A 13,998-nucleotide genomic window follows, 5' to 3' on the forward strand; every position below is an offset into this window, starting at 1 on the left:
CAAATGAAGAAATTATTTAACGAGTGAGGAAATCATCATGAAAACAAATGAATTAATAAAAGATCTATCATTAATTAAGCAAACAGGAACACTGCCTGAAGACATTACAGCACTTGAAATTGACTCAAGAGCAGTGACAGATGGTACCGCATTTGTCTGTCAAAAAGGCTATACAGTTGATGGCCACGATTTTGCAGGTCAAGCAGTAAAAAATGGCGCGAAACTTATCATTACTGAAAAAGAGCTTGAGCTTGAAGCCTGTCAGATAATCGTTAAAGATTCTGCACGGGCACTTGCTTTCCTTGCAGACAGGTTTTACGGCTCTCCATCTGAAAAGATGAATGTCTTTGGTGTGACCGGCACAAATGGAAAAACGTCTGTATCAAACCTGATTCATGAGCTGATCAGAAAGCTTGGAGGCCGTTCGGCACTCTCAGGTACAATCGGTTTTGATCTTGATGGTGATCTGCGCCAAAGCGCTAATACAACGAGTGACCTGCTGACGACTCAAAAAATGATTCACACAGCAAAAGAGCAGGGGATCAGTAATATGATCTTTGAAGTTTCTTCTCACGGTCTTGTTGAAGGGAGACTGTGGGGTGTTGATTTTGATGTAGCTGTATTTACTAATCTGAGCCATGATCACCTTGATTACCATCACACAATGGAGCACTACGGCTATGCAAAAGGGTTACTGTTTTCACAGCTTGGTCAGGATCTGACAAAGCAAAAAGCCGCTGTGTTAAATCTTGATGATGAATGGTTTGAACGCTATGCACAAATGACACCGCATGAAGTAATCAGTTACAGTATGGAAAAACCGGCTGACTTTTACGCTGAAGACATTCAGTATATGGCAGACCGCACTTATTATAAGCTGATGTCACCTGAAGGAGCATTTGACCTTGAAACGCAGCTGCTTGGCACTTTTAATGTATCGAATACGCTCGCTGCAATTGCTGCTTTGTATGCAAAAGGCTACCGTGTATCCGACCTGGTAGAGGCATTAAAAGAAGTCGCACCGGTTTCAGGCAGAATGCAGCTGGTACCGACCTCAGCACCGCTTTCAATCTATATTGATTATGCCCACACACCAGATGCGATTGAAAAAGCGATTAAATCTGTAATGCCGTTTAAGAAAAACAGGATTCTTTTCTTAATCGGTACAGGCGGCAACAGGGATAAATCAAAGCGTCCGGCTATGGCTAAAATGGCATCACTTGCTGACTATGTGGTTTTAACAACAGATGACCCGCGTTATGAAAGCTATGAGAGTATTACATCAGATCTTGAAAAAGGGATGGAGCATAAAGGGTATGCATGTATTGGAGACAGGGGAGAAGCAGTCAGACACCTGATGCAGCAGGCGGAACCTGATGATATTATCATTTTCGCAGGCAAAGGGCATGAAGACTATCAGATCATCGAAAATACAAAATACCCGCATAGCGACAGTAACATTGCACTCGAAGTTATTGCAGAGCGGTTCTAAGAAAATAATGTACAGAAAAAGGTTGTCCGGGTGGACAACCTTTTTTACTAACTATGATAACCAGATAATTGGATTTGCACAGCTGTGATTGGAGCGGAAGGGGGCGACTCCAGCAGGAGAAGTCGGACAGGTGAGACCCCGCAAGCGCCATGCGCTGAGGAGGCGGGATGGCGCCACAAACCGGCGCACCCATGCGGAAAGCGCCCCCTGCAGCGGAAATCAGCAGCCAACTTTAACAGATCCCTTCTGCTTAAAAGAACATACCTGCAATAGATGCAGAAAGCATTGACGCAAGCGCACCGGCTGCAACAGCGCGGATACCCATACGTGCAATATCAGGACGTCTGCTCGGTGCAAGGTTACCAAGTCCGCCAAGCAGAATCGCAAGAGAAGAGATGTTAGCGAATCCACAAAGAGCGAAAGTAATAACAGCAACCGTTTTATCAGAGAATGAATCCATTTCAGGAGCGAAGTTTGCATAAGCAACAAACTCATTCAATACAAGCTTCTGACCGATAAAGTTACCTGCTCTTACTGCTTCATCCCACGGAATACCAATTGCAAATGCAAGAGGTGCAAAAATATAACCAAGAATTAATTCAATTGAAAGCTGTTCAAAACCGAACCAGCCGCCAATTCCACCAAGAATCCCGTTTAACATTGCGATTAAAGCGATGAACGCGATTAACATTGCACCAACGTTAAGAACCAGCTGAAGACCAGTACTTGCACCTTTAGCTGCTGCATCAACTACGTTAGAAGCTTCTTCATCAGCTTCCATTTCGAAGTCCTCAGGGTCAGGACGATTATCTGTCTCAGGAACAAACATCTTTGCCATGACTAGACCTGCAGGTGCAGCCATAAAGCTTGCAGCTAACAAGTATTCAAGTGGTACACCAAGCTGTGAATATCCGATCAGAACAGAACCTGCTACTGAAGCAAGTCCTCCAGTCATAACTGCAAACAGCTCTGAGTTTGTCATATTAGCGATATAAGGCTTAACGACTAATGGTGCTTCAGTCTGTCCAACAAATATGTTAGCTGAAGCTGACATTGACTCAGCTTTTCTTGTGCCAAGCATCCAGGATAGTCCGCCGCCTAAAAATTTAATAACAACCTGCATGATTTTCAGATAATACAGCACTGAAATTAAGGAAGAGAAAAAGATAATAATGGTTAACACGTTAATCGCAAATACCATTCCGCCTTCAGCCTGATAGCCAAATCCGCCGAGAACGAAATCTATTCCTGCATTTGCATAGTTAATAATATTATTTACACCAAAAGTCAACCATTCAAGAAAACTTCTGCCGACACCGGTCTGAAGAACAAGAAAAGCAAATGTCAGCTGAATCGCCAGGCCGACAAGTACCGGTCGCCAATTAATCTTCATTCTATTATTTGAGAATACAAAGGCAATTCCAAGGATTGTTAAGATCCCGAAAAATCCCCATAAAATGTTCATATTTACAGCTCCTAACCGTTTGTAAAATGTGTATTGCTTATTTGCTTTTCTCATTCTACAATGCAATTGCAAGCGTTTCAATAATCGTCACAGAAACGTCAATAAAAGTATGATGTCTGACATCTGAGGAGGTATGGAACTTGAAAATTAGAAAAAGCTATGGTCCCTATGGAGAAAGAACTGTGTATATTCATGAGAATAAAAAAGAAGAAACAATACTGATTGCGATTCCTTCATTAGAGTGGTCCTGGTTTTTCACATATGATGATGCAGGTGCGGAGTTGGTTAAACAGCTGGGTGAATCTTTGGCTCACCGGACTGATCCGTCTGAAGCGGAGGAGCTTGCTTCCCGCATCCGTCAGTGGACAGGGGAAATGTAGACCTTATTAAAGGCTGATCAAGCCTGATCAGCCTTTAATTCAGTATATACTACTAATCTCTCAACATATCCGCCATTACCACGGTCAAAATACCCCGTACAAGTAATCAGGTTCAGTCCCTTTTCAGCTGAAGATCCAAATATTTCTTCGATAGGGGCTTCGCCTGTATCATAAGCTACAGAATCCTTTACAACAAATACAAGCGTTTCACCATTACTGCCTGTAACTGTAATCTCATCTCCGGGATTCAATTTCTTCAGATCCCAAAACACTGCAGGCGCTTTCTCACTGTCAACGTGACCAGCCAGTACAGCGTTTCCTCTTTGTCCGGGTTTGAAGCCGGGTTCAAACCATGCAACTTCTTCACCATTATCCGGTACAGCCATTCCGCCTGATTCATCCAGTCCGTATGGATTGACAACCGCATCTACACCAATTGCCGGTATTGACACTCTGCTTGGCTGCAGGGATGTATCCTGTACAATGGAGGTTACAGTCGGCTCACTTTGGCCGATATCTTCATTTTCTGTTACAGCATCATCTATTACCGGCTGAGTACTTTGTGTTTCAATTTTCTCAGTATCTTCTGCAGAAGGAGCAGCCGTATCTGCAGAAAAAAGCTGACCAGATGATGAGCATCCACTCATCATCAAAATCAGCCCTGTAAATATCATCAGTTTTTTCATTAATTAAGATTGGAATACGCGCTTGCGGAATACAATCAGAAGTGCTGCTCCGGCAGCCATTGCTGCTACTGCCATCATACCTGCATTAGACTGGTCAGCTGCACCACCCATACCTGTTTCAGGCATTTCAGATGGCATACCAGATGAAGCTGGTGCTGTTACAACTAATGCTTCAATGCTGTCTAGTGTATTAACTGCATATACACTGTAAGCCATTCCAGCTTCTAGCGCAGTACCTGACAGATCAAGTACCTGATCACCTTCAGGCGTACGTACTTCAAGGTCATATGTTCCAGCTTCAAGTTCAGCAAAATCAGTTACGCCTGGGAATTCAGCTCCAGAGAATACTGCGTCTCCACCGATCAGACCAACATCTACTGCCGGTGCATCAGGAGAGAAGTGACCTGCACGAACTTTAGTCATTCCTTCACCAATTGAAAGGTCATCCTGTGTAACATTCAGTTGAATGCTATCAAGTGTTCCTACAGCAGCTGCAGTATAATACATACCTTCTTCAACTGTAAGTGTTTCTGAGATGACAGCTGTTTCTGTGTCTCCGGCAGGGAAGATCTCAACTTCATGATCGCCTGCAGGAAGTGCTAAGTAATCAGTGAATGCTTTGAATTCTGCGCCTTCAACAACTGCTTCTCCATTGACATACACATCAACAGCAGGTGCATCAGGTGATGCGTGAATCACTCTTACCCAACCTTCTCCACCTTCATGATTGTCTGCTAATGCAGCGCCGCCCATCATAGCCATAACTATAATCGCAGCAGCAAGGGTACTAAAAAGTTTCTTCACAAAAATCACTCTCCTTTTTTAATTGGTACAAGTAATGTACAACTTATTTATACAACGTGTTCAACTTTTGCACAACTCTAAATGTGCTTTTTTACATTTTGAGTCTGATTGCAATATGTTATAGAAACTAATATGATGTTACTTGTAGAAATTCATACATGAGAGGAAATGGATATGACATTTATAGATGAGGTAAAATCACGGCGTACGTTTGCAATTATTTCTCACCCGGATGCCGGTAAAACAACGCTGACAGAACAGCTGTTACTATTTGGTGGAGCAATCAGAGCAGCCGGAACCGTTAAAGGAAAGAAAACCGGAAAGTATGCAACTTCAGACTGGATGGAAATTGAGAAACAGCGTGGAATCTCAGTAACATCATCAGTGATGCAATTTGATTATTCCGGTAAAAGAATCAATATCCTTGATACACCAGGTCACCAGGACTTCAGTGAAGATACATACCGCACACTGATGGCAGTAGACAGTGCAGTCATGATTATCGATGCTGCTAAAGGGATCGAGGCGCAGACTTTAAAGCTGTTCAAAGTATGTAAGATGAGAGGTATTCCAATCTTTACATTTGTTAATAAGCTTGACCGGCAGGGAAGAGAACCGCTTGAAATTATGGAAGAGTTAGAAGAAGTACTTGGTATTGAATCGTATGCCATGAACTGGCCAATCGGTATGGGAAAAGAATTCCTTGGCATTTATGACCGCTATCATAAAAGAATTGAACAGTTCAGAGTCGAAGACGACAAGCGTTTCCTGCCTTTAAATGATGAAGGGGAACTTGATGGAGACTATGAAATTAAAAACTCTTCTCTATATGATCAGGCACTCGAGGATGTGCTGCTTCTTAATGAAGCAGGAAATGAATTTACAACTGACCGTTTGCAAAATGGCGAGGTTACGCCAGTGTTTTTCGGAAGCGCGCTGACAAACTTCGGTGTTCAGACGTTTCTTGAGACGTATCTGCAGTTTGCCCCGATGCCACAGCCGAGAAAAACAGATCAGGGGGAAGTAGCGGCAACTGAGGAAGAATTTTCAGGATTTATTTTTAAGATCCAGGCGAATATGAACCCAGCGCACCGTGACAGAATTGCTTTTCTTAGAATATGTTCAGGGCAATTTGAGAGAGGAATGCCGGTACAGCTGAGCAGAACGGGTAAAACGATCAAGCTGAGTTCTTCTACTTCGTTTCTCGCTGATGACCGTAACACGGTTGATAATGCAGTGAGTGGGGATATTATCGGAATACACGATACAGGAAATTATCAGATTGGCGACACCCTGTCAGGCGGCAAAAAGAATTTTGCATTTGAAAAACTGCCACAGTTCACACCTGAACTCTTTATGAGAGTAACTGCAAAAAATGTTATGAAACAAAAGCACTTCCATAAGGGTATTAATCAGCTGGTACAGGAAGGTGCTATTCAGCTGTATAAAACTTACCGTACAGATGAAATTATATTAGGCGCTGTCGGACAGCTTCAATTTGAAGTATTCGAACACAGAATGAAAAATGAATATAACACAGATGTCATGATGGAGAATATCGGATCAAAAATTGCCCGTTGGATTGAAAATGAGGAAGATGTGAAAGATGCGATGTCCTCACAGAGAAGTATGCTGGTGAAAGACAGATACGGTAAGCTTGTCTTCCTGTTTGAGAACGATTTTGCAATGAGATGGTTCTCTGATAAACATCCTGAAATTAAATTGTACAGTCTTTTATAAAATATGAGTCGAAAATAACCCTCCCTGAGCATTCGGGGAGGGTTATTTTTTGAAAGGCTATGTTAAAGCCCAATGTTGTTTTAGCGCAGCTGTTGATTGCAGCGGAAGGGGGACGACTCCAGCAGGAGAAGCGTGACAGGTGAGACCCCACAGCGCGAAGCGCGAGGAGGCTCACCGCACGCCCTGCGGAAAGCGTTCCCCCTGCAGCGGAAAGCAACAGCCACCTTTAACAGAGCTTTTGAAAGAAGATTAAATTTTACTACAATATAGGAATAAAGTATGTTTTTAAGGGTAGATAATTAGCAGTATTAAAAATGAAGGTGGGGGCGTTAATATGTTTACGAAGTGTGCTAATTGTGGTGTTAATATGAAATTTTCAGATGAAGGAACTTTTCATTTGAAGAATATTTCTGAAAGTGAAATTAAATCTTTGTCCTTTCCTGTAATCGGTCTTGGGGATACGTATAAATCTGGCTATCATAGTCTCGAACAGCTTGTAGAAATGGCAGATGAAGTGTCAGCTATGAATAGCGGGTTGGAATGTGGGATATCAGCAAAAAATAATTATGCACAATATATGAGAGCAGACCTTTTTAAAACACGTCTTGAAAATCGGGAAACTGTTGAATTTATCCAGAGTGGAAAGCTGATCAGTCATCTGCAGCCAATTGTAAATATTTCAACAGGAGAATTATATGCTTACGAATCTTTATTACGTGCAGACAGCAACGAAAAACCAATTTCTCCATATGAACTATTCCAGGTAGCCAATAAAGCTGAAATGCACTCACTCTTAGATCAGCGTGCGAGAGAAGAAGCAATCCGTGCAAGAAAGAATCATATTCAATCAGGCGTAAAGAGCTTTATTAATTTTCTTCCTTCAACTATATACAACCCGGAATATTGCCTTCAGCATACGTTTCACGTAGTTAATAAATATAATGTAGATCCGGCTGACCTTGTATTTGAAGTAGTGGAAACTGAAAAAATTCAGGATGTCAACCACTTGAAAAAAGTGTTTGAGACATACAAACGTGAAGGGATGAAAGTTGCTTTAGATGATGTAGGTGCAGGGTTCTCTACGATTGAGATGCTGAAGCTGCTTGAGCCGAACTATGTAAAAATTGATCGTTCTTATGTAGACAGATGCGATGAAGATACAGAAAAGCAAAAATTCCTGAAAGAGGTAACGCATGTTTCGAAAGAGCTTGGCATTACAGTATTAGCTGAAGGCCTTGAAAGAATAGAAGAATTAAAGGTCTGTAAAGATGTAGGGATCGACCTTTGTCAGGGCTATCTGATTGGAAAACCTGAACCGACTGCTAAAACACCGATCATCAATACATCTGTGGCTTCTTAAAGATTTTTTCTTGACTCATCAGAAAATCCGATATAAAATCATAGTACACTTTATCACTTAAAAGCGTTTAAGTAAAACAGTATATTGCGACGATCCGCAGATACAGTAGATAGTTGGGCAGCAGTAATCAGAGACTGGGAGGTTGCTGAAATCTCAGGCTGTTCAGATATTGAATTACACCTGCACGAAGGATGTACGTTAAAAGAGAGCAACATGCTAATTTGGGTGGTACCGCGGAGTAAACTTCGTCCCTCTATGGGAGGCGGAGTTTTTTTGTGTGCAGATTGATACATTGGAGGATTAAAGATGAAAAATATACAAAGAACAGTTGCTCCTTCTCTGACAGAGGGAATCATCATTTTATTTATGATCATAGGCATCATGAGTGTAAGTATGATTGGATTTGGTTCAGTTCCGCATATTCCGATCATGATTTCCATCTTACTTCTATTATTATTTGGCTTGTTTAAAAAGTCACAGTTTAAAGTGCTTCAAGATGGTATGACAGCAGGTGCAGCAACTGGCCTTGGCGCAATCTTTATTTTTATCTTTATTGGCATGTTAATCAGTGCCTTTATGCTGTCGGGAACGATCCCCACATTAATGTATTACGGCTTGAATCTGACTGAATTCCCGTTCTTTTTTACAGCTGTATTTGCCATTACAGCTATTATCGGAATCAGTATTGGCAGTTCTTTAACGACTGTAGCTACTGTGGGTGTGGTGTTTATCAGTATTGCAGGTTCACTCGATTTCTCCCTAGCTGTTACTGCAGGGGCGATTGTATCAGGGGCATTTTTTGGAGACAAAATGTCTCCTTTATCCGATACAACCAATCTTGCATCATCAGTAGTAGGCGTTGATTTGTTTGAACATATCAGGCATATGTCAATGACGACGATTCCTGCCTTTATTCTCACAGCTGTATTTTTTATGTTCTTTCCTGCAGATCTGCAGACAGAATCAGCAGGTAGTGTGGTACAGCTTGGCGATGACCTGATCGCAACGGGACTGGTCCACTGGTATAGCCTGCTGCCGATCGGACTGCTGTTTTTATTTGCTGCGAAAAAGGTTCCGGCTTTATTAACGTTAACTGCTGCAATTATATTCAGTATCGTGATCTCATATTTTCATTCAGCAACGCCTGTATCTGAATTGTTCCAGGTTTTATTTTCGGGATATGTGTCAGGCTCTGAAAGTGAGCAGGTAAATGAGTTGCTGAGCCGAGGCGGAATAGAGTCAATGATGTTTACAGTTTCGCTCGTTGTTCTTGCACTGGGACTTGGAGGATTATTATTCACAGCAGGTATCATTCCAGTATTATTTGAACGAATGACAAATCAGAAAAACACTTTATTCAAAGCAGCAGGAACAGCTATTGGTACAAACGTGCTTGTGGGAGAACAATATTTGTCTATTCTGCTGACAGGTGAAACATTTGCTCATCAGGTGGATCAGGAAAAAATAGAACGTAAAAACTTATCAAGGGTTCTTGAAGACGCGGGAACCGTTATTAATCCATTAGTCCCATGGGGCGTGTGCGGTGTATTTATTACAAGTGTGCTGAATGTCAGCGTTTTAGATTATCTGCCATTTGCGTTTTTCTGCCTGGTTTCACCGGTGATTACACTCATCTATATCAAAACAGGGTGGACCATTACGAAAACCGGATGATTTGATGATATTGTGAACGAAGCATTTTAAAATTGATTAGCGACAGGTTTGTCGGTATAGTGAAAAGTAGAGTAAAGTGCCGGTCTGTGCAGACTGGCGGAAGGAGCGTTTCACTTGAATATCAGTCGTTTTTCAATCCGGCGACCTGTTTTTACGATCGTCACCATGCTGGTTGTTCTGCTGATCGGAACAATCTCATTAACCAGAATTCCCCTGCAGCTGATTCCGAATATTAATGCACCTGTTTCAGTTGTTGTTACTTCATACCCGGGAGCGGGACCTACAGAAGTATTAGAAAAAATAACAAAACCAATTGAGTCTGAAGTATCATTACTTCCAGGACTGGAAAGTGTCCAGTCGACTTCAACAGAGGGCTCAAACCTGATTCTGCTTGAATTTAATTTCTCTACTGATATAGAAGAGATTGAAGCAGATATCAGACAGGCGGTAGAACAGGCGCAATTACCTGATGATGCAAATGAGCCGCGTGTCCTGCAGTTCGACCCGTCTCAATTTCCTGTCATCCAGATGAGCCTTCGTTCAGGAGATGAAGGCACAGATATCAGGGAACTTGCAGAAGAACTGGAAGTGGAATTGACTCGGACTGAAGGTGTTGCCAGTGTTGATATCTCTAATTCACTTTCTGAAGAGGTCAGAATTTCACTTGACCAGGAACAGCTTGAAACTTATGGCTTAACTCAAACTGATATTTCAAACGCAATTCAGTCCAACAATATTTCATTTCCCGGTGATTCAGTTGAAACAGATGGGAAAAGCCTGACAACCAGGATTTTAAGTACGCTTACTTCAGTAGAAGATATTGAGAATCTTGTGGTATCTGCAGACCCGCAGACCGGAGATGATGTCACAATCAGTGACGTTTCAGAGATTACGCTTGGAGAACCTGAACAGAATGTCATCACAAGAGCGAATGAAGAAGATGCTGTTCTGATTAGTGTGCTCCAGGAATCAGATGCAAATACTGCTGATGTATCTACAGCTTTTCAGGAGTCACTTGATGAACTGCTGAATGAAGAACGATATGAAAATGTAACGGCCGATGTACTTTTTGACCAGGGGGATTATATCCAGCTGGCGATCGGTAATATTGCGAGCTCACTGATTTTCGGGGGCATATTCGCGATGGCAGTATTGTTTCTATTCTTAAGAAATATTAAAAGTCCGATTATCATCGGTGTAGCGATTCCTTACTCAGTGATCGTCACATTTGTCCTGATGTACTTTGCAGATTTCTCACTGAACATCTTTACACTTGGTGCACTTGCACTTGGAATCGGAATGCTCGTGGATAATGCCATTGTTGTACTTGAAAATATCTATCGTCATCTTGCTATGAAGAAAGATCCTAAAACAGCTGCGAGAGAAGGCTCAAAAGAGGTAGCAAGTGCAATTACAGCTTCCACACTGACCACAATTGCTGTATTCATTCCAGTTGTATTTATTGAGGGTCTGATTGGGGATCTGTTCACTGAATTTGCTTTAACCATTTCATTCAGTTTATTTGCATCGCTTGTTGTTGCATTAACAGTTATCCCGATGCTTGCGAGCAAAATGCTGAAAGAGCCGAAAGAAGATATAGAAGAAAAACGGAGAGAATCACCGTTTATCAAACGTTTTATCAGTTCTGTCAGATGGTCATTAAGACGCAGATGGCTGCCACTGCTGATCATGACCGCATTGCTTGGAGCAAGTGGATACGGACTATTCAGCGTCGGTACACAATTTCTCCCGGCAACAGATGAAGGTTTCTTTGATATTAGTGTGTCCCTTGAAAATGGAACTGCAATAGAAGAAACTGAAGCTGTGGTTGATGCAATAGAAGAAGAATTGATGCAGGAAGAATCGATTGATGTATACCTGAGTCAGATCGGGTCATCTCAACAGGGATCTTTCGATGGATCTACCGATGGTTCAACTGCAAGTATTTTTGTTAAAATGGTGCCTCTTGATGAACGTGAGATTTCAATTTTTGAACTGATTGAAGATATCTCACCACAAATCGAGGATGCGGCAGTTGAAGTGAATGAGACAGCAGAAGTATCTGCTTCACTACAAACAGCAACAGGAACATCTCCGCAGACATTATCTTTTGATGTGAGAGATGCGAATGAAAGCCGTCTGAACGAATCAATTGAAGAGATTAGAGAAGCACTGCTGTCACTTGATTCAATTACAGAAGTTGAAACAGACCTTGAAGACACAGTAGAAGAGGTCCAGATTGAAATTAACAGAGAAGAAGCCAGAACTGCCGGACTTGCTCCTGCCCAGATCGCCCAGGAGGTTAATGCTGTAACACGTGGTGCGCTGGCAACTCAAATCATTACAGATGATTCAAATGTGTATGATGTATACATTCAGTATGAAGAAGATATTGCCAATACAATTGAAGGACTTGAAGAACTATCGCTCCGCTCTCCTTCAGGAGAATTTGTCGCGCTTGGCGATGTTGCAGATATCACAATAGGTGAAGGGCCTGTATCGATCCAAAGAATTGACCAGCAATCCGCTGTAGGATTCACCGCTTCTTACACAACTGATACTAATCTTGGTGTGGTGTCTCAAGAAGTAGATGAAGCAATTGCTGATCTTAACCTGCCTGAAGAAACTGAAGTTGTTTTTGGCGGAGACAGAGAGCTGCTTGAAGATTCGATCGTAGACATGCTGCTTGCTGTTGCTCTGGCGATTGTCCTCGTTTACTTTGTAATGGCAGCACAATTCGAATCATTTAAATATCCATTTGTTATTATGTTCACTGTACCGCTGATGATTATTGGTGTTGCGCTTGCTCAATTTATTACGCAAACACCAGTAAGTGTAACGTCGATAATAGGATTACTCATACTAACCGGTATCGTAGTTAATAACGGTATTGTGCTTGTTGATTATATTAATCAGCGTAAACAGTCAGGAATGGACAGTTACGATGCCATTGTTACTTCGGTACGTGACCGTGCCAGACCGATTCTGATGACGGCACTGACTACTATTCTGGGACTTGTACCATTGGCGCTTGGATTTGGTGAAGGGACAGAGATTAACCAGCCTATGGCAATTACAGTCATCGGTGGATTAATCAGTTCGACATTCCTTACACTTTATATTGTGCCGATTATCTACAGTTTTATTGATCCTGCTACCAGAAGAATGAATAAAAAAGCGAAATAACCTGAAAAGGGCTGAGACGAATGCGTCTCAGCCCTTTATTAATTAACCATTTATTCTGTATAATTGGTAAAAAAGGAGTGTTGGGATGAAGACAGGATATTTTATGACAGGATTTCCGGGTTTTATCAGTGAAAAGCTGTTAAGGATATGGCTGAATGAGAAAGATGAAAAACATATTTACTTACTTGTACTACCTTCGATGCAGCAAAAAGCAGCTGCAAGAATCGAACAGCTCAAGTCTGAAATCCAGACTATGTCCACAATTCATATTGTGCAGGGAGATATCACAAAAAAAGATATTGGTTTATCTTCAACTGTCCATACTTACTTAAAAGATAAAATAAACTATGTCTGGCATCTCGCAGCTGCATACGACCTCGCTATTGATCAGCCGACAGCATATAAGGTAAATGTTAAAGGGACTTACCATGTAAATGAGTGGGTTAAATCCCTTACAAAATTAAAACGGTATGTATATTTTAGTACCGCTTATGTTGCCGGCAGAAGAAACGGGCTTATAAAAGAAGATGAGCTGATCAGGCCGGAGCAGTTCAGAAATTACTATGAAGAAACGAAATTCGAAGCGGAAGTGCTTGTAGATAAAATGAAAGAAGACTATCCTGTAACGATTCTGCGGCCCGGGATCGTTAAAGGTGATACTGTAACAGGTGAGACCAGTAAGTTTGATGGACCATATTACTTACTGAATATATTTGATAAAACGAAGAAGCTTTCACGGATTCCATATATCAGTAAAAGCAGCGCAAAATTAAACGTAGTGCCTGTTGAGTATGTGATTGATGCAGCGTCATTCCTTGGCAGGTATGAAAAAAGTGCCGGTAAAACCTATCATCTGACAGATCCAAACCCTTACCCGGCGAGAGAGATCTACAGGTTTCTCATGCAAAAGCAAACAGGCAGAACACCAAAAGGCTTTCTGTCTCATAAAATGATGGATAAAGCATTAGCGATTCCTAAAGTAAGAAAACATCTGGGAGCTGAAAGAGAGGGACTTGAATACTTCTTCTGGGATGGAGAGTTTGATCAGTCTCAAACAGCCGAAGACTTAAAAGAATCAGGTATCAAGTGTGCAGACTTTCTTGATGGCCTTGATGCGATGGTATCATTTTATAATCGTCATAAGGATGAAAAAGAATTTCATACAATGATAAAATAACCTTGAAAAAAATACCTGTAATGATATAATAAAT

10 protein-coding genes are annotated in these 13,998 nt (G+C 41.6%); 7 read left to right on the forward strand and 3 right to left on the reverse strand.

The features are described from left to right. The first annotated feature begins 37 nt into the window (after window positions 1-37). Window positions 38-1,492 carry a UDP-N-acetylmuramoyl-L-alanyl-D-glutamate--2,6-diaminopimelate ligase gene (locus KP77_RS08095; RefSeq protein WP_041122209.1) on the forward strand — a complete coding sequence of 485 codons (1,455 nt, stop codon included), beginning with the start codon at window positions 38-40 and terminating at the stop codon, window positions 1,490-1,492. 250 nt (window positions 1,493-1,742) lie between these two features. Here the strand turns inward: KP77_RS08095 and KP77_RS08100 are convergent, their stop codons facing one another. Then, window positions 1,743-2,957 (reverse strand): NupC/NupG family nucleoside CNT transporter, encoded by a 1,215-nt coding sequence (locus KP77_RS08100; RefSeq protein ID WP_041122210.1) that lies wholly within the window; start codon window positions 2,955-2,957, stop codon window positions 1,743-1,745. 140 nt (window positions 2,958-3,097) lie between these two features. Here KP77_RS08100 and KP77_RS08105 point away from each other — a divergent pair, with 140 nt between their 5' ends. After that, complete coding sequence (locus tag KP77_RS08105) at window positions 3,098-3,337, forward strand: YueH family protein (protein ID WP_041122211.1); 240 nt, start codon at window positions 3,098-3,100, stop codon at window positions 3,335-3,337. Window positions 3,338-3,354: 17 nt separating this feature from the next. Here the strand turns inward: KP77_RS08105 and KP77_RS08110 are convergent, their stop codons facing one another. Both KP77_RS08110 and KP77_RS08115 read right to left on the reverse strand, forming a co-directional pair. After that, a complete protein-coding gene (locus KP77_RS08110) occupies window positions 3,355-3,987 on the reverse strand; it encodes a class F sortase (RefSeq protein ID WP_160289513.1) in 633 nt (210 codons plus the stop codon). Between the two features lie 39 nt (window positions 3,988-4,026). Further along, window positions 4,027-4,827 carry a DUF4397 domain-containing protein gene (locus KP77_RS08115; RefSeq protein WP_041122213.1) on the reverse strand — a complete coding sequence of 267 codons (801 nt, stop codon included), beginning with the start codon at window positions 4,825-4,827 and terminating at the stop codon, window positions 4,027-4,029. A gap of 168 nt (window positions 4,828-4,995) precedes the next feature. Here KP77_RS08115 and KP77_RS08120 point away from each other — a divergent pair, with 168 nt between their 5' ends. From KP77_RS08120 to KP77_RS08140, 5 genes are all read left to right on the forward strand, one after another. Next, entirely contained in the window at window positions 4,996-6,567 is a 1,572-nt protein-coding gene (locus tag KP77_RS08120; RefSeq protein WP_041122214.1) for a peptide chain release factor 3, read from the forward strand. A 334-nt stretch (window positions 6,568-6,901) separates the two neighbouring features. Then, window positions 6,902-7,927 carry an EAL domain-containing protein gene (locus tag KP77_RS08125; protein ID WP_041122215.1) on the forward strand — a complete coding sequence of 342 codons (1,026 nt, stop codon included), beginning with the start codon at window positions 6,902-6,904 and terminating at the stop codon, window positions 7,925-7,927. 306 nt (window positions 7,928-8,233) lie between these two features. Then, the gene (locus KP77_RS08130) at window positions 8,234-9,601 is read left to right on the forward strand and encodes a Na+/H+ antiporter NhaC family protein (protein WP_041122216.1); all 1,368 of its coding nucleotides are present in this window, start codon (window positions 8,234-8,236) and stop codon (window positions 9,599-9,601) included. Window positions 9,602-9,715: 114 nt separating this feature from the next. Then, window positions 9,716-12,787, forward strand: a complete 3,072-nt coding sequence (locus tag KP77_RS08135) for an efflux RND transporter permease subunit (protein WP_041122217.1) — start codon at window positions 9,716-9,718, stop codon at window positions 12,785-12,787. A gap of 85 nt (window positions 12,788-12,872) precedes the next feature. Then, a complete protein-coding gene (locus tag KP77_RS08140) occupies window positions 12,873-13,964 on the forward strand; it encodes an SDR family oxidoreductase (RefSeq protein WP_041122218.1) in 1,092 nt (363 codons plus the stop codon). Window positions 13,965-13,998: the final 34 nt, after the last annotated feature.

The sequence above is a fragment of the Jeotgalibacillus alimentarius genome, from assembly GCF_000829445.1.
GTDB classification, from domain to species: domain Bacteria; phylum Bacillota; class Bacilli; order Bacillales; family Jeotgalibacillaceae; genus Jeotgalibacillus; species Jeotgalibacillus alimentarius.

What these genes read in the sequence shown, in the direction of transcription:
- KP77_RS08095 (WP_041122209.1), top strand. Translation starts at nt 38, where the DNA reads ATGAAAACAAATGAATTAATAAAAGATCTATCATTAATTAAGCAAACA.
- KP77_RS08100 (WP_041122210.1), bottom strand. Translation starts at nt 2,957, where the DNA reads ATGAACATTTTATGGGGATTTTTCGGGATCTTAACAATCCTTGGAATT.
- KP77_RS08110 (WP_160289513.1), bottom strand. Translation starts at nt 3,987, where the DNA reads ATGATGAGTGGATGCTCATCATCTGGTCAGCTTTTTTCTGCAGATACG.
- KP77_RS08120 (WP_041122214.1), top strand. Translation starts at nt 4,996, where the DNA reads ATGGATATGACATTTATAGATGAGGTAAAATCACGGCGTACGTTTGCA.
- KP77_RS08125 (WP_041122215.1), top strand. Translation starts at nt 6,902, where the DNA reads ATGTTTACGAAGTGTGCTAATTGTGGTGTTAATATGAAATTTTCAGAT.
- KP77_RS08130 (WP_041122216.1), top strand. Translation starts at nt 8,234, where the DNA reads ATGAAAAATATACAAAGAACAGTTGCTCCTTCTCTGACAGAGGGAATC.
- KP77_RS08140 (WP_041122218.1), top strand. Translation starts at nt 12,873, where the DNA reads ATGAAGACAGGATATTTTATGACAGGATTTCCGGGTTTTATCAGTGAA.